22 protein-coding genes are annotated in these 19,839 nt (G+C 69.6%); 11 read left to right on the top strand and 11 right to left on the bottom strand.

Features of this window, described 5'->3' with window-relative positions:
• Nucleotides 1-56 precede the first annotated feature (56 nt).
• Together ACFQI8_RS09460 and ACFQI8_RS09455 are read left to right on the top strand one after the other, a co-directional pair.
• Nucleotides 57-335, top strand: a complete 279-nt coding sequence (locus ACFQI8_RS09460) for a hypothetical protein (protein ID WP_390244153.1) — start codon at nt 57-59, stop codon at nt 333-335.
• Entirely contained in the window at nt 332-610 is a 279-nt protein-coding gene (locus tag ACFQI8_RS09455; RefSeq protein ID WP_390244151.1) for a hypothetical protein, read from the top strand. Before ACFQI8_RS09460 ends, ACFQI8_RS09455 begins: the two co-directional genes overlap by 4 nt.
• A 41-nt stretch (nt 611-651) precedes the next feature.
• Here ACFQI8_RS09455 and ACFQI8_RS09450 read toward each other — a convergent pair whose 3' ends face one another.
• Genes ACFQI8_RS09450 through ACFQI8_RS09440 form a run of 3 tightly spaced genes read right to left on the bottom strand, consistent with a single transcriptional unit; the run spans nt 652 to nt 4,674 of the window.
• Nucleotides 652-1,434, bottom strand: coding sequence for a metallophosphoesterase (locus ACFQI8_RS09450; protein ID WP_390244149.1), 783 nt, complete (start codon nt 1,432-1,434; stop codon nt 652-654).
• 4 nt (nt 1,435-1,438) lie between these two features.
• On the bottom strand, nt 1,439-3,394 hold the full coding sequence (locus ACFQI8_RS09445) for a rpa-associated protein (RefSeq protein WP_390244147.1): 1,956 nt from the start codon (nt 3,392-3,394) through the stop codon (nt 1,439-1,441).
• On the bottom strand, nt 3,391-4,674 hold the full coding sequence (locus ACFQI8_RS09440; protein ID WP_390244145.1) for a Single-stranded DNA binding protein: 1,284 nt from the start codon (nt 4,672-4,674) through the stop codon (nt 3,391-3,393). The genes ACFQI8_RS09445 and ACFQI8_RS09440 overlap by 4 nt, the downstream gene beginning before the upstream one ends.
• A gap of 100 nt (nt 4,675-4,774) precedes the next feature.
• On the opposite strand from ACFQI8_RS09440, the gene ACFQI8_RS09435 reads away from it, so the two are divergent.
• On the top strand, nt 4,775-5,152 hold the full coding sequence (locus ACFQI8_RS09435; RefSeq protein WP_390244144.1) for a DUF7510 family protein: 378 nt from the start codon (nt 4,775-4,777) through the stop codon (nt 5,150-5,152).
• A 52-nt stretch (nt 5,153-5,204) separates the two neighbouring features.
• Here the strand turns inward: ACFQI8_RS09435 and ACFQI8_RS09430 are convergent, their stop codons facing one another.
• A complete protein-coding gene (locus ACFQI8_RS09430) occupies nt 5,205-6,314 on the bottom strand; it encodes a glycosyltransferase family 4 protein (RefSeq protein ID WP_390244565.1) in 1,110 nt (369 codons plus the stop codon).
• 120 nt (nt 6,315-6,434) lie between these two features.
• Between ACFQI8_RS09430 and ACFQI8_RS09425 the strand changes: the two genes are divergently transcribed.
• Complete coding sequence (locus ACFQI8_RS09425) at nt 6,435-7,094, top strand: 2,5-diamino-6-(ribosylamino)-4(3H)-pyrimidinone 5'-phosphate reductase (RefSeq protein ID WP_390244142.1); 660 nt, start codon at nt 6,435-6,437, stop codon at nt 7,092-7,094.
• Between the two features lie 111 nt (nt 7,095-7,205).
• On the top strand, nt 7,206-7,541 hold the full coding sequence (trxA, locus tag ACFQI8_RS09420; protein ID WP_390244140.1) for a thioredoxin: 336 nt from the start codon (nt 7,206-7,208) through the stop codon (nt 7,539-7,541).
• Nucleotides 7,542-7,664: 123 nt separating this feature from the next.
• Here the strand turns inward: trxA and ACFQI8_RS09415 are convergent, their stop codons facing one another.
• A complete protein-coding gene (locus tag ACFQI8_RS09415) occupies nt 7,665-7,979 on the bottom strand; it encodes a NifU family protein (protein WP_390244138.1) in 315 nt (104 codons plus the stop codon).
• Nucleotides 7,980-8,104: 125 nt separating this feature from the next.
• Between ACFQI8_RS09415 and ACFQI8_RS09410 the strand changes: the two genes are divergently transcribed.
• Nucleotides 8,105-8,821, top strand: a complete 717-nt coding sequence (locus ACFQI8_RS09410) for a ribosome assembly factor SBDS (protein ID WP_390244136.1) — start codon at nt 8,105-8,107, stop codon at nt 8,819-8,821.
• A 27-nt stretch (nt 8,822-8,848) separates the two neighbouring features.
• Here ACFQI8_RS09410 and ACFQI8_RS09405 read toward each other — a convergent pair whose 3' ends face one another.
• Nucleotides 8,849-9,178 (bottom strand): FUN14 domain-containing protein, encoded by a 330-nt coding sequence (locus ACFQI8_RS09405; protein ID WP_004043593.1) that lies wholly within the window; start codon nt 9,176-9,178, stop codon nt 8,849-8,851.
• A 240-nt stretch (nt 9,179-9,418) separates the two neighbouring features.
• On the opposite strand from ACFQI8_RS09405, the gene hflX reads away from it, so the two are divergent.
• Nucleotides 9,419-10,720 carry a GTPase HflX gene (gene hflX / locus ACFQI8_RS09400; RefSeq protein WP_390244134.1) on the top strand — a complete coding sequence of 434 codons (1,302 nt, stop codon included), beginning with the start codon at nt 9,419-9,421 and terminating at the stop codon, nt 10,718-10,720.
• A gap of 61 nt (nt 10,721-10,781) precedes the next feature.
• Here the strand turns inward: hflX and moaC are convergent, their stop codons facing one another.
• Nucleotides 10,782-11,309 carry a cyclic pyranopterin monophosphate synthase MoaC gene (moaC, locus tag ACFQI8_RS09395; RefSeq protein ID WP_390244132.1) on the bottom strand — a complete coding sequence of 176 codons (528 nt, stop codon included), beginning with the start codon at nt 11,307-11,309 and terminating at the stop codon, nt 10,782-10,784.
• A complete protein-coding gene (locus ACFQI8_RS09390; protein ID WP_390244130.1) occupies nt 11,306-12,742 on the bottom strand; it encodes an NAD(P)H-hydrate dehydratase in 1,437 nt (478 codons plus the stop codon). Before ACFQI8_RS09390 ends, moaC begins: the two co-directional genes overlap by 4 nt.
• A gap of 90 nt (nt 12,743-12,832) precedes the next feature.
• Here ACFQI8_RS09390 and ACFQI8_RS09385 point away from each other — a divergent pair, with 90 nt between their 5' ends.
• The 3 genes from ACFQI8_RS09385 to ACFQI8_RS09375 all read left to right on the top strand — a co-directional run bounded on the left by ACFQI8_RS09385 (nt 12,833) and on the right by ACFQI8_RS09375 (nt 16,873).
• Complete coding sequence (locus tag ACFQI8_RS09385) at nt 12,833-14,017, top strand: MFS transporter (protein ID WP_390244128.1); 1,185 nt, start codon at nt 12,833-12,835, stop codon at nt 14,015-14,017.
• Between the two features lie 42 nt (nt 14,018-14,059).
• Nucleotides 14,060-14,446, top strand: coding sequence for an ArsR/SmtB family transcription factor (locus ACFQI8_RS09380; protein WP_390244126.1), 387 nt, complete (start codon nt 14,060-14,062; stop codon nt 14,444-14,446).
• Nucleotides 14,447-14,518: 72 nt separating this feature from the next.
• On the top strand, nt 14,519-16,873 hold the full coding sequence (locus tag ACFQI8_RS09375) for an ATP-dependent DNA helicase (RefSeq protein ID WP_390244124.1): 2,355 nt from the start codon (nt 14,519-14,521) through the stop codon (nt 16,871-16,873).
• A gap of 43 nt (nt 16,874-16,916) precedes the next feature.
• On the opposite strand, the gene ACFQI8_RS09370 is transcribed toward ACFQI8_RS09375, so the two are convergent.
• Nucleotides 16,917-17,105 carry a DUF7576 family protein gene (locus ACFQI8_RS09370; protein ID WP_390244122.1) on the bottom strand — a complete coding sequence of 63 codons (189 nt, stop codon included), beginning with the start codon at nt 17,103-17,105 and terminating at the stop codon, nt 16,917-16,919.
• Between the two features lie 237 nt (nt 17,106-17,342).
• Between ACFQI8_RS09370 and ACFQI8_RS09365 the strand changes: the two genes are divergently transcribed.
• The gene (locus ACFQI8_RS09365; protein WP_390244120.1) at nt 17,343-17,564 is read left to right on the top strand and encodes a DUF7511 domain-containing protein; all 222 of its coding nucleotides are present in this window, start codon (nt 17,343-17,345) and stop codon (nt 17,562-17,564) included.
• A gap of 74 nt (nt 17,565-17,638) precedes the next feature.
• Here the strand turns inward: ACFQI8_RS09365 and ACFQI8_RS09360 are convergent, their stop codons facing one another.
• Nucleotides 17,639-19,381 carry a DNA mismatch repair protein gene (locus ACFQI8_RS09360; RefSeq protein WP_390244118.1) on the bottom strand — a complete coding sequence of 581 codons (1,743 nt, stop codon included), beginning with the start codon at nt 19,379-19,381 and terminating at the stop codon, nt 17,639-17,641.
• Nucleotides 19,382-19,462: 81 nt separating this feature from the next.
• The gene (locus tag ACFQI8_RS09355; protein WP_390244116.1) at nt 19,463-19,765 is read right to left on the bottom strand and encodes a UPF0058 family protein; all 303 of its coding nucleotides are present in this window, start codon (nt 19,763-19,765) and stop codon (nt 19,463-19,465) included.
• Nucleotides 19,766-19,839: the final 74 nt, after the last annotated feature.

Below are 19,839 nucleotides of genomic sequence, written 5' to 3'. Positions count from 1 at the left end.
CCGCTCGGGGCGGTCCCCACCGGGATACTCATGTCGCTCGTGGAGCAATTTCGGGCGTGTCCCCGAAACGAGTCTACTGGTTCGCGCTCGTCGTCTTCGGGCTCTCCGCCGCCGTCGATACCGCGCTCGACCTCGCAACGGGAGGCGCCGACATCGGAACCGTGGTCGCGGCCGCCGGCGCAGTCACCGTCGTGTACGCGTCGGTCGTCGCCCTCCGGGATCCGGACCGCGCCCGAGTTCCGACGGACTGGAGTCCGCTCGTCTACCTCGTTATCGCCGCCGCGGCGCTCTACGCCTTCGGCGTCGCCCTCCAACTGTACTCGGTGGTGACGTGACGCCCGAGCGGTCGTTCTGGCTGTCGCAGGCGGGATTCACCGCCGGGAACCTACTCATCGCCCTCGGCAACCGGCGAGGCGACCTCGCGGCGTGGCAACTCGTCTTCGCCGCGGTGCTTGTGCTCTCGACCCTCTGGTTCGTTGGCTACGCCGTTCGAGAACGAGAGAAGGGCGTGCCGGAGTTCTTCCGCGAGTGGGCCGGCTGGCAACGACTCGCCAACGTGACGGCCGTCTCCGTGTTCGTCCTCGGTACCCTCACGTTCGTTTTCGCGTAGGCGGGGCCGCGGGTTCTGCCGACCGCGACGAACGGACTCACTCAGACGTTCCGATAGTCGCCCAACCGCGTGCCGTCGAGCAGGTAGGCCTCGCCGTCCGCGAGGCCGGCGGGCAGGAACGGCGAGAGAAAACCCTGTCCGGGGACGTTGACCCACGTCCCGCCCGAGGTGTCGTTGAACGCCGGAAACACCACGAGTTCGGTGTCCGGCCGCGTCACCTCGGCGGGGTCGACCTCGTAGTGCTCCGCGAACACCGCGGGAGCGAGAGAACCCCGGAGCCAGACGCGCTCTTTCCGCGCGCCGCCGACCTCGTCTTCCAGTCTGACCGCCGGGTGTTCGTGGGCGGAACAGACCACGTCGGCGGCGAGCACCTCCCGCGAGGGCCACGTGTGGCCGTGGCAAAAGCCCACGTCGCCGAGGCGGACGCCCGCGGGGTCGGTCACCTCCACGTCGTCGCCGAAAAAGCCCGCGAGACCGCCGTCGTGGTTGCCGGGGACGACCGTCAGTTCGGCGCGGTCGGCCACCGCGGCCGCGAGGTCGCGGAGTTCCTCGGCCTCGTCTCCCTTCGGGTCGCCGATGCGGTGGCCGAGGTCGCCGAGGACGACCAGTCGGTCGGCGTCGGTCCGGTCGAGAAGCGACAGCAGGCGCTCGCGGCGGACCGCGGCCTTCGACGGGAGTTCCACCCCGCGTTCGTACCGCAGACCGGCCTCGATACCGGCGTGGTAGTCGGCGACGACGAGCGAGCGCTCGGGAAACCCGCGCCTGCTCGTCCGCGCCACCGCGGCCGGATGGCCGGGAATCGGTTCGACGAGCGGTCCGGGCACGGCCTCAGATGGCCTTCAGCACGCCGTCCTGCGGCTCGTAGCACCGACCGCCGAGGAGCGCCTCCTGGATGGCGTCTTCGACCGCGCCGGGGTCCGAGCCGTACTCGTCGACGACGGCGGCGACGACCTCGTCGCGAGTCGCGCCGTCACCCCCGTCGAGGTCGTCCATGGCGTCCACGACGACCGATTCGAGGTCGATGTCCGCGGCGGAGTCGTCGGCGTCGGCCTCGTCTTCGCTCCCGTCCGACGCCGCGTCAGCCCCGGGTTCGGATTCGGGTTCGGGTTCAGGCTCGGATTCGGCCGCTGATTCGGGTTCCGCGGCGGCGTCAGCCGCGGGTTTCGGGTCGGGTTCCGCCTCCGGTTCGGCGTCGACGGACTCGTCTTCGAGTTGGTCGGAGAGGTCGTCGGCGTCTGGCACGTCGATATCCGCCTCGCCGGCGGGGTCGACGTCCGCGCCGGAGGTGAACTCCGTGCCGAACTCGGACTCGATTTCGGCCCGCTCGTCCTCGTCGAGTTCGTACATCCCGTCGGGGTCGACCGAGTCGTCGGCGTCGGTCTCCGCGTCGGTCGCCGACTCGTCGGCCGTGGCGCCCGGTTCGTCCGGTGCGTCCGGTGCGTCCGCCTCGGGTTCGGGGTCGGGGTCGTCGAACCCGTCGTCGGGGTCGTCAAACCCGTCGTCGAAGTCGCCGAGAGTTTCGCTTCCCGACTCGTCGAGCGAATCGGCGTCGGTCGCGCCCGCGTCGGGGGCGTCGTCTTCGAAGTCACCGAGCGCGCCGTCGTCGGCACCGGCGTCGAAGTCGGGCTCCGAATCGACGTCGAGCGAGTCGGTCGCCGGTTCGGGTTCGGACGTGAGGTCGGCCGCTTCGACCGATTCGGATTCGGCCGTCGCGGACGGCTCGCTCTCCGGGGCCGGCTCGGACGCCTCCGGCTGGCTCTCGGTCGCGGCCGTCGTCTCGGCGGCGACTGGTTCCGGTTCCGGCTCGGGCTCCGGCTCAGACTCGGTTTCCGCGACGGGCTCGGATTCAGGTTCCGAGTCGGCCTCGGACTCGGCACTGTCGAGGAGTTCCGGCTCCGGCTCGTCGGCGGTCTCCTCGTCGGATTCGGCCTCGAAGTCGTCCGGTTCGGCTTCCGCCTCACCGGCGTCAGCCTCCGGTTCGCCGAGTTCGTCGCCCTCGTCCGCGTCCGCCTCGCCGACTTCGATGTCGACGCTCTCGGCCGGTTCGAGGTCGAGTTCGGGGAGCGGGCCGAGCACCGCGTCGCCGCCGTCGCCGCCGTCGCCGGGGGCGACGTCGAGGGGGTCCACCTGGTCGCGGTCGCCCGCGACGAGTTCGAGCGCCTGAATCGCGACTTCCCGCAGGGCGTCGAGGTAGGTTCGGGTCGTCCCGTAGTGGTCGATGGCGCGGGGGACGCCCGCCGCGAGCGTCGGGTCGACGCCGCGGGCTTCGAGCGCGCGGGTCAGGTCGTCGCCGCGGTAGGGCATCGACAGCGCCTCGTCGAACACCGCGATGCGGCGGAGGGTCGCCTCGGCGGCCGAGACAATCCAGCGGTCGCGCACGTCGGCGTCGACGGTGTTGACGCTCTCGGGGCGGACCGAGGAGTAGACCACGTCGGCGTCGTCCGGTTCGTACGTCCGGGCCTTGCCAGCGAGCGAGACGAACGCCGGGGCTGTCGCGCCCTCGAGAAACGCCATTGGCTCAGGCTGGTACTGGCCGGCGTAGGTGACGAACGCGCCCGTCGGGTCGGCGATGCGCCCGCGGAGCACCTCGTCGTTGACGTGTTCGACCTCGGTGAGCACGCCCGCGACGAACGTCCGGTTGAGCCGCGCGCCGGTTGGCGTGACCACGTAGTTCGGCGCGCGCTCCTCGTCGCTCTCGGAGTACGACAGCGACGCGTCGTCGAACTCGGCGGCGAAGACGCGGTAGGCGATTTCCCGCGTGCCGACGACCGGCGAGGCGCTCATGCGCGCACCTCCGTCAGGAGGGCGGCCGCGCGTTCGGCCGGGTCGTCGTCGGTCTCCTCGAACTCGTCGGCTTCGAGGTTCGCGCCGTACTCGTCCACCGAGAGGTTCCCGCGGACGCGGTACTCGCGGCCGACGAGCGTGTCGGCGATGTCGTCGGCGACGACCTCCTTGTCCATCGCCTCGCGGGCGGCCTCCATCGCGTCGGCCATCGTCCCACCGTAGATTTCCTCGGTGAGGTCGCGGTCGAGGATAGCGGTCACCGTGCCGGTGCCGTCGTCGAGAATCGCCTTCACGCGCATGTCGTCCTCGCCGTCGACCTCGCCGTGCTGGCGGCACTGGCCGTTCTGGACGACGCGGCTACAGTCGGGACAGCGTTCGATGAGCCCGGAGCCGTCGCGCACTTCGAGGACGTTGCCGAGCAGTTCCACGTCGAACATCCCGCCGGCGTCGACGGCCTCGCCGACGTTCAGCCGCGGCGCGGAGTCCGTCACGGAGACGGGGTCGTCGAGCACGTCGAGCGTCGTGAACTCCGAGAGGTTCACCTGCGGCACGCCGCGGAACTCGCGGACGTACACGTCGGAGAGGCGGACGCTCGCGCCCTCCTCCACGTCGGGACGGGGTGCCCAGTCGGTGAAGGGAAGCCGCCCGGATTCGTCGGCGACGACGCCCGAGAGGATTGTCGTCTCGCCGTTGCGGCCGTCGATGGTGCGCGAGTCGACTTCGAGGACGCGGACCTCGACGGTTCGGCCGCGGTCGCCGGCCTGCAGGTCGATGAGGTCGGCCTCGCCGCCGATGCGGTCGTCGTAGGGCGTCTCGACCGTCTCGGACTCCACGCCGACCGTCGAGGACGCGCCGATGTTCAGTTCGGGCTTGCCGTCCCACTCGCGGACGCCGGCGTTGCCGATGACGACGGAGTCGCCCGGCTCGAAGCCGAAGTCCTGCCACGCAGTGTAGGAGATGACGCCGGACTCGTCGGCGAGTTCTCCCTCGCGGATGGTCTGTTCGTCGCCCTGATAGACGATAGAGCGAGTGCCCACGGTGAGCACGCGGACCGTCACCGAGACGTTGCCGCCGTCGGGGTCGATGTCGGCGATGCGCTTCGTCGCGGGCGCGCCGTCGCTCCCGCCGGCGCTTCCGCCGCCGTGTTTCCGTCGGACGCTCTGTTTCGCCTCGTCGAGCGGGACGCTGTACTGCAGGAGGTTCTGCAGGTCGGATTTGACCTCCTCTTTGTCGATACCGAGGGCGGAGGCAAGCTCCTCGGCATGCTGGTCGAGTTCCATCGAGTCGGGATTCGCCCCGGCCGGATAAAAAGTGTTGCCGGGCGGCCGGGCGGCCGGCCGCGGGCGAATCACTAAGTGCTCGCGTACCAGTTGAACTCGTATGTCGAACGACGAGGGCCTGGACGCCGGCAACGCCGACGAGGAGGTCTCTTTCTCCGTGACCATCGAAGACGGCTGGACGACTATCGTGATGGAAGGCGACAAGGACAGCGCGGTCGTCGTCCGCTCGGCGTCCGGCGAGCGAATCTACCTCCCGCCGGAGGGGTTCGACGCCGAGGCGGCGGCCGACAGCGCGTACCAGTCGTCGGACAGCCCCTACCAGTCGGCGTACGACTCGCCGTACCAGTCGGTCCAGACCGACGACTCGCCGTACCAGTCCGCCCGCGGCACGATGCCGCGAGAGGGGATGGTGCCCACCCGCGGCGGCTACCGGATTCGTCACCCCGAGCCGGTGACCGACGTGCGACTCCTCCGCTGAGTTCCGATGCCGTCGGTTGCTGAGCCAGCGTGCTGACCCCCGAGTTCGACGGTCAGTTCGCGTCGGACTCGGTGGCGTCCGCGTCGCCGGCGTCAACTTCGCTCTCCGCGCCGGCCGAGTCGTCGGCGTCCGCGTCGAGAATGCGGTGGTAGTAGTCCACCGTCTCGTCGACGACGCGGTCCCACGTGTACGGTTCGTACTCCGGTTCGCCGTCGAGCGAGAGGCCGTACTCGATGCCGTCGGCGATAGAGCGCGAGTCGGGTTCGACCTCGATGACGCAGTCCTCCGGGAGGACCTCCGCCGCGCCGCTCTCCGTGGCGACGACGCGGGTGCCGGTCGAAAGCGCCTCGACGATTGTGATTCCGAACGGTTCGGACAGCGACGGTGAGACGAACAGGTCCGCCGAGGCGTAGTAGTCGCCGAGCGCCTCCTCGGGGACGTAGCCGGCCCACTTGATGCGGTCTTCGACGCCGAGCAGTTCGGCGAAGCGCTTGAGTTGGGCGGTGAGGTGGCCCGACCCGCCCATGACGAGCGTCACGTCGTCGCGGGCGAGTTTCTCCATCGCGTAGACGAGATGCGCGATACCCTTCTGGTCGGTGTGCCGGCCGACGAAAAACAGCATCTTCCCGTCGATACCGAGTTCCGCCTTGAGGTCGCGGCCCGTCGTCTCGCACTCGGAAAAGCCGTTGTAGATGACGTGGCAGTCGCCACCGTACTCCGATTTGACCTTCCCCGCGAGGAGTTCGCTCACCGCGAGCAGGTGGTCACAGCGCTCGGCGATTCGGCGCTCTGTCTCGACCTCCCGCTGTGGCGGGTCGATGTTGCGGTCGGACGAAAGCGAGTGGAACGTGGTCACCCACTCTACGTCCTCGTTGTTCGACTTCGCGCGCGACCCCGGTCCGTAGCCGAACCAGTCGTGGGTGTGGACGATGTCGGCGTCGGCGGCGCGCTCCGCGAACGTCGACCCCAGCCGCCCGATGCGGGTGATGATGTCACCCTCGCCCGTCGGAACGCCCACGATGCCCTCGCGGTCCGGCGCGTACTCCGCGGGGAGCACGAGTTCGATATCCACGTCCTCGCGGTCTTCGAGCCGCTCGAACATCTCGCCGACGTGCGTGTCGAGCCCGCCGCTGACGTTCGGCGGAAACCCCCACCCCAGCATCAGGACCTTGGCAGTCATAGATGCCACAATGTACCACAGAGGCCTATTTAATTCCTGCCCGGCAATACTGCGACGGCACCTCACCGAAAGGCGTTTTCGCCGCGGCGACGAGCCGCGAGTATGCACGTCCACGTCAACGCCGCCGCGAGCCTCGACGGCAAGCTCTCCTCGCGCCGCCGCGAGCAGGTGAGGATAAGCGGCGACGACGACTTCGCTCGCGTGGACGAGATTCGCGCGGCCGCCGACGCCGTCGCCGTCGGCGTCGGGACCGTCCTCGCCGACGACCCGCATCTCACGCTCGATGCCCCCGACCTCGTCGCCGCCCGCGAGGACCGAGGCGACCCGCCGCACCCCGCGCGGGTCGTCGCCGACTCGCGCGCTCGGACCCCGACCGACGCCCGGATTCTGGACGACGCGGCGACGACCTACGTGCTCGTCTCCGAGGCCGCGCCGGACGCCCGCCGCGAGGCGCTCGAAGCCGCCGGCGCTGAACTCGTCGTCGCGGGCGCGGAGCGGGTGTCACTCCCCGACGCCCTCGACGCGCTCGAAGCGCGCGGCGTCGACCGGCTCATGGTCGAGGGGGGCGGCGAACTCATCTTCTCGCTGTTCGAGGCCGACCTCGTCGACGAGCTCACACTCTACGTCGGCTCGATGGTCATCGGCGGCCGCGACGCGCCGACGCTCGCCGACGGCGAGGGCTTCGTCACCGACTTCCCCCGACTGTCGCTCCGCGACGTAGAGCGGGTCGACGACGGGGTGCTCCTGACCTACGACTGTTGAGCCTCGTCCCCCGAATCCGGCCGTTTTCGCCGCGAACGCGGAGTCTCGCGGTCGTGCGTCGCCACGCAAACAGGCGCAATGGGTAAGAGTGTCGCGCCGATACGTGGAGATATGAGCACTCCGAAGACAACCGATGCGCCCGTCCATATCGAGAGTTCGGACCAACTCGACGAACTCATCGCCGACAGCGCGGTCGTCCTCGTGGACTACCACGCTGACTGGTGCGGCCCGTGTAAGATGCTCGAACCCACCGTGAAGGAAATCGCCGAGGAGACCGACGCCGTCGTCGCCAAGGTCGACATCGACGAACTCCAAGAGCTGGCCCGCGAGCAGGGGATTCGCAGTGTCCCGACCCTGCAGTTCTACGCCGGCGGCGAGCAGGTCAAAGAGGTCATCGGCGTCCAGAGCAAAGCGGACCTCGTCGACATCATCGACGCGGCCGCGTAAGCCGGCGTCCGCTCCGCTCGGCCCTATTCTTCGTTTTTCGGTCGCTGTGAGCGACGGCGCGGCGCGCGCTCGGGGCGTCGTCGCTCGTCGGGGGGTTCGCGAAAAGCGGAGTCAGCACGCCGCTCAGAACGGTGCGTCGGACACGTCGGGTTCGAACCCCGCGCCCGGTTCGTCGTCGTAGAAGCCGCCGGTCGAGGCGTGGACCGCGTCGAGCTCCTCGAACTCGGCGACCATGCGCGCCTTCAGCGCCTGAATCGTCATCGGCGAGATACCGCACCCGGAGCACGCGCCGGTGAGGGAAATCCACACCTCGCCGGTCTCCTCGTCGATGGCCTCGATACCCGCGTCGCCGCCGTGCATCTCTATCTGGGGGAAGTTCCGCCGCATGAACAGGTCGAGCCGTTCTTCGAGGGACTTCTCCGACGTCTGCGAACTCATACCGAGACGTGGGGTGCGGGCGAGCATAACGATTGCTCCGAACGAGGTCGCGGCGAATTTCGCGAGACGCTGTCGGGGAGGTTGGTCGGCGAGGGCTTTTTACCACGGAGAGAGTATCGGAACCTATGATTTCACTCGACGAGGCAGTCACGGCCCGCCTGGAATCGCACGGCGCGCGGTTCGAGGTGCTCATCGACCCCGACGCGGCGCTCTCGATAAAGCGCGGCGAGTTCGACGGCGACCTCGAAGAGGTCATCGCCGCCGAAGACGTGTTCGAGGACGCCTCCCGCGGCGACCGCCCCGCCGAGAACGACCTCGAAGAGGTCTTCGGAACGACCGACCCGCTGGAGATAATCCCCGAGGTCGTCAAGAAAGGGGAGATTCAGATCACGGCCGAACAGCGCCGCGAGATGCAAGAACAGAAGCGCAAGTCGCTCATCAACCGCATCGCGCGCAACGCGGTGAACCCGCAGATGAACGACTCGCCGCACCCGCCGGAGCGAATCGAGCGCGCGCTCGAGGAGGCCGGCTTCAAAATCGACCCGATGGAACCCGTCGAGTCGCAGGTCGACGACGCCCTCGACGCGCTCCGCCCCGTGTTGCCCATCAAGTTCGCCGAGGTCACCGTCGCCGTCCAACTCCCCGCCGAGTACGCCGGGAGCGGACAGGCGCAGATTCGGAGCTACGGCGACCTCGAACGCGAGGAGTGGCAGAACGACGGCTCGTGGGTCGGCGTCATCACGTTCCCCGCGGGGATGCAAAACGACTTCTACGACAAGGTGAACAACATCACGAGCGGCATGGCCGAGACGCGCATCGTCAAGGACGAAGACGAACTCTGAGGCGCGTCGGCGAGTCCCGAACGCGAACTACCCCTTCTTGAAGCCGACGAGGAAGCCTCCCGAGAAGCCGGCGGAGATCGACAGGGTCGACAGCACCGTCGATATCCAGTCCGGCGGCGCGCCGGTCGCGGCGTCCTGCGTGGCGCTCACGAGGCCGCCGGTGAGGCGCTCCCAGTCGACGGTGATGATGCCCCGCGATTCGAGGAACTTGAACACGGCGAGTTCGAGGCCCACGATGACGGCGATGAGCTTCGCGATTTTCTTCGCGGCGAAGCCGATGATACCGCCGATAACGGCCCCGCTCCCGAACTCGATGCCGAGCTGTTGGGGGTCGATGCTCAGTTGTAAGGGGTCCATACGGCGAACAACCCGTCCGTCGATATAAGTGATTTGTGGGGCGACTGTCGCCGTCACCGTACTGTCAGGTCGCGCCCGGGCAACCTACAAGAGTCCCGGCGTCCAAACGCGGCCATGGAACGGGAGGTGACGGGACGCCATCTCGACGCGTGACCCCGGCCGAGCGGGGCTTAAGTGCCTCCGGCGGCTAGTACCGACTGACACAGTGCAGGCAACGTACCCCACAATCGAGGTGCGGCGATGAGCCGCGTCATCGTCGCGAAGCGCGTCGACCGCGGAGACGCCGACCTCACGGAGATATCCGACCTCGCCCGCGCGGCGGGCTACGAGGTCGTCGGCGAACTCACCCAGACCCGCGAGGAGGACGCCGCGTTCCACTTCGGCGAGGGAAAGGTCGGCGAGTTAGCGTCGCTCGTCGCGCGCGAGGACGCCGCCGCCGTCGTCTTCGACAACCGACTGGGCCCCTACCAGACGTACAACATCGCCCAGAAGCTCCCCGACGACGCGGAGGTCATCGACCGCTTCACGCTCATCCTCGACATCTTCGGCCAGCGGGCGAACACCCGCAAGGCGCAGTTGCAGGTCGAACTCGCCGAGCTCCGCTACGAACTGCCGCGCGCCGAGGCGAAGGCGTCGCTGGCGAAGCGCGACGAGCGCCCCGGCTTCATGGGGCTCGGCGAGTACGACGAGAGCCGCGAGCAGGACATCAAGGCCCAGATTTCGCGCATCAAGAACGAACTGGACGCCATCGCGGACAAAGAGGAGACCCGGCGCGAACAGCGCCGCGAGTCCGGCTTCGACCTCGTGGCCCTCGCGGGCTACACGAACGCCGGGAAGTCGACGCTGATGCGACGGCTCGCCGCCGACCTCGAAGTCGGCCAGAACGACGACCTCCACCCCGACCTCGACCCGACCGCGGAGTCCCAGGACAAGCTGTTTACGACCCTCGGGACGACCACGCGCCGCGCCGAGACGGGCAAGCGAGACGTGCTTCTCACCGACACCGTCGGCTTCGTCTCGGACCTCCCCCACTGGCTCGTCGAGTCGTTCAAGTCCACGCTCGATTCGGTCTACCGGGCCGACCTCGTGTTGCTCGTCGTGGACGCCTCGGAGCCCGTCGAGGAGATGCGCGAGAAGCTCGTCACGAGCCACGACACGCTCTACGAGCGCAACGAAGCGCCCATCGTGACCGTGTTCAACAAGGTGGACAAGGTCGCGGCCGGAGAACTCGACGAAAAGCGCGCGGCGCTGTCAGCGCTCGCGCCCAACCCCGTCGCCGTCTCGGGACTGACCGGCGAGAACGTCGAGGAACTGGCCGCCCGCGTCGAGGACGAACTGCCCCCGTGGAAGCGCGAGCGGCTCCTGTTGCCGATGGCCGACGACACGATGAGTCTCGTCTCGTGGCTCTACGACCACGCCCACGTCGAGACCGAGGAGTACGAGGGCGAACAGGTCCACGTCGAGTTCGAGGCGCGACCGGCAATCGTCGAGAAGGCGCGGGCGAAGGCCGCCGACCTCTCCGTGCCGGCCGACTCGGCCTGAGTCGGGCCGTCTGAGCCGCCCGCCTCGGCGCGGACGGCGAAAGCCGGACCCCCGACCCGACTCACTCGAGCGTCGCTTTCTCCTTCGTGACGACTTCGACGTCCGAGATGCGCGTCCCCGGATACTGTCCGTCGTCGTCTTTTTCCGCGGCTTTCACCATGTCCCAGACGACGTTGAGGCCGGTCGTCACACCCTCTAACGCCTCCATCTCACAGCCCGTCTTCCCGGTCGTCCCGACCGTGACCGAGAGCGTGACAGAGTCGTCGGCCACCTCGAACTCGGTGTCGACGTTCGTGATGGGAATCTGGTGGCACATCGGAATCGTCTCCCACGTGTGTTTGACGGCCTGAATCGCGCCGATTCGCGCGGTCGCCAACACGTCTCCTTTCCCGATTTCGTCGTCGCGGATGGCCCGAACCGTCGAGGCGCTGAGGTGGATGGTTCCGCGGGCGACCGCCCGGCGGCGGCTGTCGGGCTTCGCGCCCACGTCGACCATCTGGACGTTACCCTCCTCGTCGACGTGGGTCAGGTCGCTGTCGTCGCCGTCGCCCGACTCGTTCGACTCCGCACCGACGCGTTCGTCGCTCATTCTTCGTCACCTCGGAGGCCCGCGGGCAGTCGCTCCAAGAGGTCGGTGGCGACGAGGCCGCCGCCGAACGCCTCGGCGGCGAGGTCGCCCGCGCGGCCGTTCGCGTAGGCCGCGACAGCGGCCGCGTCGAGCGGGGGTAGGACGGCCGCGAGCGCGCCGGCCGCGCCCGCGAGCACGTCGCCGGTGCCGCCCACGGTCATGCCGGGGTTCCCGGTTCGGTTGACCCGGACCGCGTCGCCGTCGGAGACCACGTCGTACGCACCTTTCACGAGGAGCGTGTGGCCGAGGTCGGCGGCGAACCCGCGGACGAGGTCGCTCCGGGCCTCCCAGTCGGCGTCGGTCTCGCCGCCCATCGTCTGCAACTCGCCCTGATGGGGCGTACAGATGAGGGTCGCCTCGGTGTCCACCTCGGGGACGATCTGCAGGGCGTCGGCGTCGACGACGGCGGTCCCGTCGTAGGCGGCGAGGAACTCGCGGACCGCGGCGAGCGACTCGTCGGCGTCGCCGAGGCCGGGGCCGAAGACGACCGCGTCGCGGTCGGCGGCGAAGTCGAGGAGGTCCGGGACGTGGTCGGGCGCGAGTCGGTCGCCCGAAAAGCCGCGGACGATGAGGTTCTCGGAGTAGCCCTGCACCTCGCGGGCGACGGCCTCGGGGCAGGCGACGCGGGCGAGGTCCGCGCCGGCTCTGAGGGCCGACTGCGCGGCGAGCGCGGGCGCGCCGGTGTACGGGCCGCCGCCCACGACGAGCACGTCGCCGTGGTCGCCCTTGTGGCTCTTCGGGTCGCGGTCGAGCGCGAGGAGGTCGCCGGGGCCGGTGAACAACTTCGCGGCCTCGGGGATGCCGATGTCGGCGACGACGACCTCGCAGTCGAGGTCGCCGAGGCCGGGCTTGTCGTCGTGGAAGGTGACGACCCGGTCGGCGTCGACCGCGAGGCCCGCCGCGTCGCCCGTGTCGGCGTCGACGCCGGAGGGCACGTCCACCGCGAGGACGGCCGCAGACGACTCGTTGACGGCGCGCGCGGCCGTCGCCTCGGGCTCGCGGAGCGCGCCGGTGACGCCGGTTCCGAGCATCGCGTCCACGACGAGGTCCGGGTCGCCGAGGTCGAACGCGGTCGAGTCGGTGACGGTCCGGCGGTCGGCCTCGCCCGCGACGAGGGCGTCCCAGTTCTCGCGGGCGATGTCGGTCGAAATCGTCTCGGGGCGACCGAGCAGGTGGACGGTCACGTCGTACGCCGTCAGGAACCGCGCGGCGACGAGGGCGTCGCCGCCGTTGTTGCCGCGGCCGGCGACGATTGCGACCGACGCGCCGGGGTCCGCGAGGTCGCGACACGCCCGCGCGACGGCGTTCCCGCTCGACTCCATGAGCTGTTTCCGCGGCACGCCGAGCGCCTCGGCGTTCAGGTCGACCGCGGCCATGCGTCGACTCGTAATCATACGCCTCCGTTGGCCCGGCGGCGCGTTAACACATGTGGTCGCGGGTCGGATTCGCAACGTTTGACTCGGGGGCGGCTGAACCCCGAGGTAGTGACTCGCCGCCTCTTCGGAACTCTCTGCGGACTCGTCTTTCTCGTCAACTTCGGCCGCGTCGCGTTCCCGCCGCTCGTCGAGACGCTCCAGACCCAGTTCTCGGTCGGCCCGGCGACCATCGGCGTCGTGACGAGCCTCGTCTGGCTCGGCACCGCCATCCCGCGCATCCCCGTCGGCTACCTCCTCACGCGCGTCTCGCGGTCGAAGGTCGTCCTCGGGTCGGGCACGCTCCTCGTCGTCGCCGCGGGGTTCACCGCGAGCGCGACGTCGGTGCTGACGCTCCAAATCGGCGCGTTCGGCCTCGGCCTCGCCTCGGGCGCGTACTTCGTCTCCGCGACCCCGCTCGTCGGCGAACTGTTCCCCGAGCGGGTCGGCCGCATGGTCGGCATCCACGGCGCGGCCAGTCAGGTCGCCGCCGTCGTCGCCGCACCCGTCGTCGTCTTCATCCTCGCGTCGTACTCGTGGCGCGAGACGTTCTGGGTGTTGGCGGCCGCCGGCGCGCTCGTGACGCTCCTCCTCTACGCCGTCTCCCGAGACGGGAGCGCGGGGGCCGGCACGGGCGCGGACCGCGACTTCTCCGCCGCGCTCGGCCACTGGAAACTCATCCTCACGGGCATCCTCCTCATCGCGCCCGCGGGCTTCGTCTGGCAGGGGCTTTTCAACTTCCTCGTGTCGTACATGACCCAAGCGAAGGCGTTCGACGCCGCCACCGCGAGCACGATGCTCACCATCGTCTTCGCGGCGGGCGTGCCCGCGTTCTCGCTGTCGGGTCGCCTCGCGGACAACCTCCCGCACGTCCCCTACATCTTCGGCCTGCTCGTCGCCTTCATCGGCGCGCTCGTCGCCCTGACGTACGCGCAGGGCTTCGTCGCCGTCGCTGTCGTCGTCGCGGTGCTCGGCTACGTCATCCACAGCCTGTTTCCGGCGCTGGACACGTTCATGCTCTCGTCGCTACCGAGCGACGCCCGCGGGAGCGCCTACGCCGTCTTCAGCGGCGCGGCGCTCCTCTTGGAGGCCAACGGGAGCGGCGCGGTCGGCTTCCTGACCGAGGCGAACTACGCGTTCGAGGCCGTCTTCCGGACGCTCGCCGGCGGCCTCGCGGTGTTCGTCGCCGCGCTCGTCGTCCTCTACGCGGTGAACCGACTGCCCGGCGTCGACCGGGCCGAGCCGACGAGCGCCTGACGGCCGAAACGATTTACTTCTCCCTCCAGAAATATCAGTCACGTGTCAGGGTTGCGACCGTCCGACGGAGCCGTCGATACGAGCGCTGAGGCCGACCCTCGGGTTCACTGGCTCGACGACGACGGGACGGCGCAACTCCTCGGAAGCCTCTCCTGTGACACCGCCCGCGACCTGCTTTCGTGTCTGCAGGAGTCGCCCGCGACGGCGACCGAACTCTCGAAGCGGGTCGACACCTCCGTCCAGAACGCCCGTCACCACCTCGGAAACCTCGTCGACGCCGACCTCGTCCGCGTTGCCGACACCCGCTACTCCGAGAAGGGCCGCGAGATGAAGGTGTACGCCGCCGCCGCGCCGTTCGTCGTCTGCGTCGGCGGCGACGCCGACGACCGCGAGGCGGTTGCCGAAGTCATCTCCGCGTTCCTCGAATAGCGTCGCCAACCCGGACGCCAACCCTCGCGCGAACGTTCAAGTACGGGTCCGCGACCACTCACCGACACCCCTATGGCCGTCGCAACTGGACCACAGAGCGTGACCTGGCAGGAGGTGTTCGGCCACCCGGAGGCGTACCCGGAGCAGGCCGACGGAATCGAGACCGCGATACAGACCGCCCGAGACGACGGCTTCGCCGTCGTGGAGGGCGCGTGCGGGACCGGCAAGACGATGCTCGCGCTCACCGCCGGCATCGACCTCGTCCGCGACCCCGACTCCGACTACGAGCGCGTCTTCGTCCTCACGAGCGTCAAACAACAGCTCCGGCAGTTCGAGGCCGACCTCCGAACCATCAACGAGAGCCTCCCGAGCGACTGGAAACCCGTCTCGGGGCTCACGCTCGTCGGCAAATCCGACGTGTGTCCCTACAGCCGCGAGGGCTGTGGCGGCATCGACGACGCGACCGTCTACGACCGCTGTGAGGCCCTCCGCGACCGGACCCGCGGGCTCGTCGGCGACGGCGGCCGCACCAGCGCCGAGGCGCTCGCCGAGGACGCCCGCGAGCAACAGACCGGCCTGCTCGACACCGGTTCGACGACCGCGGGGCCGGACTACCTCGAAACCGCCGGCGACCCGACGCCGTACCCGACGTCGATGCCGGAGTACGAGGACGTGGAGTACTGCCCCTTTTACGCGAACTTCCTCGCGGACCTCCCCGAAGACGGCGACCCAATCGAGGCCGTGCCGTTCGAGTTCGACGAGCAGGGACTCATCGGGACCGAGGACCTCGTCTCGCTGGCCGCGGGCGCGGGGTCGTGTCCCCACTCCGTGATGGGCGCGCTGTTGCCCCACGTCGAGGTCGTCGTCGGCAACTACTACCACGCGTTCGACCCGACGACCGTCGGCACGTTCACCGGCGCGCTCGTCGACGACTCGACGTTCGTCATCTGCGACGAGGCGCACATGCTCGAACCCCGCGTCCGCGACCTCGTCTCCGTCGGCGTCGGCGACCGGACGCTCCGCGACGCCGAAAGCGAGTTCACGCGCGTCATCCAGCCCGTGGCGTTCGACGACGCCGGCAAATCCACCGTCGACGCCGAGCTCGTCCGCGGGGAGCTACAGGAGGCCGACGTGACGCTCCGCGAACTGGAGGAGACGCGCGACTTCATCCGCGACCTCCGGGAGGAACTCGACCGCCGCGTGACCGCGCATCTCGACCGCGAGTACGTCGGCTGGCGCGCCGACTTCACCGAACTCGAAGACGAGGAGCTCCCGCTCCGCGACCCTGAGGAACCCGGCGTCGACGAACTCACCGAGTGGGCCGAGGAAAACGGCCACGACGAGGGGACGTGGGTCCGCGCCGAGGCGACCGGCTCGGCGGTCGCCCGCATCCTCGACTCGGTGGAGGACGACGACAAGCGCCGGGCCGCCCCCGCGGCGGGGCGGGCGCTTTCGACGTGGGCCTACGCTGACCACGAAAAGCACTTCCGCGAAATCGAGCTCGAACGGACGTGGGACGAGATGGAGCCGCCGGAGTCGTGGCGGCGCGCGTACAACGCTCGGCTGTCGGTCCACAACTGCGTCCCCGGCGAGGCCATCGCCGAGCGCCTCGGCGACTTCGGCGGCGGCGTCCTCATGAGCGCGACGCTCGAACCCATCGACGTGTTCCGGCGCGTGACCGGTCTCGACGCCCTCGCCGACGACGGTCGCCCGGTGGCCGAGCGGACGTTCGGCCTCGGCTTCCCCGAGTCGAACCGCGCGAGCTTCGCCGTCGACGTGCCGAAGTTCACCCACAGCAACCGCGGCCCGCCCGGCGAGGAAAACGAGACGCGGCTCGCGTACACCGACGCCGCGGTCGAGGTGTGCGAGCGGTCACCGGGGAACGTCCTCGTCGGAATGCCGAACTACGCCGAGGCGGAGTGGATGGCGGGCGCGCTCGAAGCCCGCGTCGGCAAGCCCGTGCTCCTCGACGAGTCGTCCGACGACGGGGCCACAGAGCGACTCAAGCGCGACTTCTTCGGCGGCGACGGGAAGGTGCTCGTGACGAGCCTCCGCGGCACCCTCACCGAGGGCGTCGACTACAGCGGCGACAAGCTCTCGGCGGCCGTCGTCTGCGGCGTCCCGCTCATCAACACGTCGTCGCCGCGAACCCGCGCGGTGAAGACCGCCTACGACCGCGAGTTCGGCGACGGGTTCGAGACGGCCCTGACCGTCCCCGCGGTCAGAAAGGCGCGACAGGCCATCGGGCGCGTCATCCGCGGCACCGACGAGGTGGGCGTCCGCGTCTTCGTCGACGCCCGGTACGCCCGCGACTCGTGGAACGGCGTCCGCGGCTACCTGCCGGAACAGGAGCGAGAGGAGTTCAGACCCGTCAGTCCCGACATGCTCGGCTTCGGCCTCGACCGGTTCTGGTCGTCGGTCGAGTAGCCGCGACAGGGGTCACGACCCGCGGAACGACCGTCAGAAGGGGCTACCGCTCGTCGTCCCACGCGTCTCGGCAGTCGTCGTCGCAGAAGTGCCGCGCCTGCACAGCGTCGTCTTCGACCCACGTGACGACGCGGTGCGTCGGGTTGTTCGCAATCGGCTCCCCGCAGGTCGCGCAGGTCGGGGCGTCTTCGGGGTCTACGTTCGCTTCCAAATCGGACGTGGGATCGACCATCGACACCCAGATGGCGGTGCCGGGTACTTCAACCCGTCTCCGCCGGCAGAAGTCGCCCGACGGCGCGGCCGACGCCGCGAAACTGTGGAATCCACACCTGCGCGTCGGCGAACGCCGCTATGTATCACTCCGTACTCCCACTTGGTGCAACGTTTTGTAACCCACGGATATTGTCAATGCCTACCACACTTAGTGAAGGTTATGTAATCACGGTCGCGTTTGTATACGTGACGGCGAATGTCCGAACTGCCCGCATCTCAGAACTCGGTTGCAGGGACCGCTGACCGCGCCGACGCGGATACCACCGGAGACCGCTTCCTCCATAGCGTCGTCGTCTCCTATCGAGGGAGTCCGGACCAGGTCACCGTCTACCCCCGACGCGACAGCTGTTGCGACCGGATGGAGGCGTGGTTGACCGCCGATGCCGACGCGTTCGTCTCGCTCGACGAGATGTGCTGAGTCGCCGCCGACTCGGTCGCCGCGCCCCCGACGAGAACGCACGCCGCCGCTAGCCCCTCCGACGCCGCGTCGCGTCAGCCGACGAACTCGGCGTCGGACAGCGTCTTTTGTACCGCCTCTTCGCCCACCGCCGCCGCCAGCGCCTCGAAGCCCTGCCGCTCGGCGCGGTCGCGGGCGTTCGCCACCAGCCGCGAGACGATGAACTCCGGCGTGGACTTGCCGACCGTCCCGAACCGCGGCTGGTAGTCCACGCGCAGGTCCAACTCGTCGGTCAACCCCTCGGCGAAGATGCCGTCGATGCGCGCCTCCGGCGGGAGCGGACTCAGCTCGTCCGCGAGGTGCGTGACGTAGACGCCGAAGGCGTCGCGCTCGACGGTGAGGTTCACCAGTCCGTTGAGCAGGTCGGCCGCGCGACCGGGCTCGGTGATGGCCTCGAACTCGTCGACGAGCATCAGCGTCCGCCCGTCGCCCGACAGCGGCGGGACGATGGACTTGAGCGTCGATTCGAGCACGCCGGCGTTGAAGCTCGCGTGCCGGCGGTGGAACACGACCGAGTCGAACCGGCCGACGACCGCCGACTCGGCGGGCACGGGAAGCCCCATCGACGCGAGGATGGCGACCTGCGAGAGCGTCTCCAGAAGCGTCGTCTTCCCGCCGCTGTTGGCCCCCGTGAGGACCGACACGCGGTCGCCGACCGGCGGTGTCGGCCCCGACGCGCACGCGAGTTCGTGGTCGCCGACGGCGTACGAGACGGGCTGTGGGTCGTCGAGAAAGAGGTTCCGCGCGCCGCAGACCGCCAGCCCGGTCTCGGCGATGTCCGGCGGCGTCAGGTCGTACTCGTCGGCGAACCGCGCGAGCGACAGCGACAGCGCCACCTCGTCGACGGCCTCGACCGCGAGGTCCACGTCGTCGCGGGCGGCCCAGATGCGGTCCCGAAGCTCCTCGGCGACGGTCTCCTCGCGGGCGGCGACGTCGGCTTCGAGCTCCTCGACGAGCGCCCGGAGCGACGCGCTCACGAAGTCGGTCGCGTCGCGGGCGTCCTCGGCGGCGACCGCCTCGACCTCGCCGCGCGAGAGGTCGGTCTCCTGGGCGACGTACTGGACGAACGCGGCGCGGAAGTCGTCCAGCGAGCGGACGCCCCGCGACTGGATGGTTTCGAGCAGGTCGAACGAGCCGGAGCGAAGCTCGGTCGCGGTTTCGAGCCGGCTCCGCAGGCTGTCGAGGCGGTCGTCGGCACCCGCGGCGACCGAACCGCCGTTGTCGACGTAGCCGAGCGCCCCGAGCGCGTCGCGGAGGGCGTCGGGGTCTGCCTCCGCCAGCGCGTCGAACGGCTCGCCGCGAAGTCCGGCCTCGCGGAGTTCGAGCGCGGCGCGGACCGCGGCGCGCTCGGTCTCGCCGGCGTCGTCGTAGTCGCGGAACGCCTCCTCGACGGCCTCGCGGGCCTCGTCGTCGAGGTCGGCCCACGCCTCCCGCGCCGCGAGGATGCGGTCGAGGCGGTCGCGCCGGGCCCCGACGGTCGGAAGCGGCGTCAGGACGCGGATGCGGTCGGCGGCGTGTTCGGTCAGCGCGCGGTCGCTCGCCAGCGACAGCAGGTCGTCGTACACGTCGCGCGCGTCGCGGGTCGACAGCGCGTCGATGCCGCCCTGCCCGTCGGCCCGGCGGAGGATTCGAACCGCCCGCCCGCGGGTGACGCCGGCGTCGACGAGCGCCCGCACGTCGGCCGACTCGATGGCGGCGACCGCCCCCTCCCTGCCGAGCGCCGATTCGAGTCGGTCCGAGGTCTTCGGACCGACGCCCCAGTAGTCTTCGAGTCGCATACCGAGGGCGTCTCACCGGGCGCTCTTAGGTCCATCCGTCGGGCGGTGCCGCCGCTGTTCGAGCGCCGGCCCTGGAAAAAATCAGTACGACGTGGCGTGCTGGTCCGTGTCCGTTCCAGCCGCCTCGTCGGACGCGAGCAGGTGTCGGCCGGGCACCCCCTCAGCGTCGCGGTCGAGGTCGCGGGCCGCACAGACCGCGAGGGCGGTCGTGAGCGTTCGGACGGCCCGCTCGTGGTCGGCGCGGCAGTCCCGGAGGGCCATCGGGCCGATTCCCAGTCGGTGGTACGGTTCGAGGTCGGCGCTCGTGAGCACCCCGCGGTCGCGGTAGTCGGTGGCGATTTCCACGAGCAGTGTGTGTACGTGGATGAGTTCGTTTTTCTTCATAGGTTGCACGTATGTGCTCATCGGGCGTAAATGGCGCGGTGAAGCGTCCTTTCGGTCTTGTATCTGCCTCCGCT

This window comes from Haloferax chudinovii, assembly GCF_042663345.1.
Lineage (GTDB): Archaea > Halobacteriota > Halobacteria > Halobacteriales > Haloferacaceae > Haloferax > Haloferax chudinovii.
This window is presented reverse-complemented; position numbering and strand designations above follow the sequence as displayed.

What these genes read in the sequence shown, in the direction of transcription:
- ACFQI8_RS09355 (WP_390244116.1), bottom strand. Translation starts at nt 19,765, where the DNA reads ATGAAGAAAAACGAACTCATCCACGTACACACACTGCTCGTGGAAATC.
- ACFQI8_RS09375 (WP_390244124.1), top strand. Translation starts at nt 14,519, where the DNA reads ATGGCCGTCGCAACTGGACCACAGAGCGTGACCTGGCAGGAGGTGTTC.
- ACFQI8_RS09390 (WP_390244130.1), bottom strand. Translation starts at nt 12,742, where the DNA reads ATGATTACGAGTCGACGCATGGCCGCGGTCGACCTGAACGCCGAGGCG.
- ACFQI8_RS09410 (WP_390244136.1), top strand. Translation starts at nt 8,105, where the DNA reads ATGATTTCACTCGACGAGGCAGTCACGGCCCGCCTGGAATCGCACGGC.
- moaC (WP_390244132.1), bottom strand. Translation starts at nt 11,309, where the DNA reads ATGAGCGACGAACGCGTCGGTGCGGAGTCGAACGAGTCGGGCGACGGC.
- ACFQI8_RS09365 (WP_390244120.1), top strand. Translation starts at nt 17,343, where the DNA reads ATGTCCGAACTGCCCGCATCTCAGAACTCGGTTGCAGGGACCGCTGAC.
- hflX (WP_390244134.1), top strand. Translation starts at nt 9,419, where the DNA reads ATGAGCCGCGTCATCGTCGCGAAGCGCGTCGACCGCGGAGACGCCGAC.
- ACFQI8_RS09435 (WP_390244144.1), top strand. Translation starts at nt 4,775, where the DNA reads ATGTCGAACGACGAGGGCCTGGACGCCGGCAACGCCGACGAGGAGGTC.
- ACFQI8_RS09370 (WP_390244122.1), bottom strand. Translation starts at nt 17,105, where the DNA reads ATGGTCGATCCCACGTCCGATTTGGAAGCGAACGTAGACCCCGAAGAC.
- ACFQI8_RS09430 (WP_390244565.1), bottom strand. Translation starts at nt 6,314, where the DNA reads ATGCTGGGGTGGGGGTTTCCGCCGAACGTCAGCGGCGGGCTCGACACG.
- ACFQI8_RS09445 (WP_390244147.1), bottom strand. Translation starts at nt 3,394, where the DNA reads ATGAGCGCCTCGCCGGTCGTCGGCACGCGGGAAATCGCCTACCGCGTC.
- ACFQI8_RS09405 (WP_004043593.1), bottom strand. Translation starts at nt 9,178, where the DNA reads ATGGACCCCTTACAACTGAGCATCGACCCCCAACAGCTCGGCATCGAG.
- ACFQI8_RS09415 (WP_390244138.1), bottom strand. Translation starts at nt 7,979, where the DNA reads ATGAGTTCGCAGACGTCGGAGAAGTCCCTCGAAGAACGGCTCGACCTG.
- ACFQI8_RS09425 (WP_390244142.1), top strand. Translation starts at nt 6,435, where the DNA reads ATGCACGTCCACGTCAACGCCGCCGCGAGCCTCGACGGCAAGCTCTCC.
- trxA (WP_390244140.1), top strand. Translation starts at nt 7,206, where the DNA reads ATGAGCACTCCGAAGACAACCGATGCGCCCGTCCATATCGAGAGTTCG.
- ACFQI8_RS09440 (WP_390244145.1), bottom strand. Translation starts at nt 4,674, where the DNA reads ATGGAACTCGACCAGCATGCCGAGGAGCTTGCCTCCGCCCTCGGTATC.
- ACFQI8_RS09360 (WP_390244118.1), bottom strand. Translation starts at nt 19,381, where the DNA reads ATGCGACTCGAAGACTACTGGGGCGTCGGTCCGAAGACCTCGGACCGA.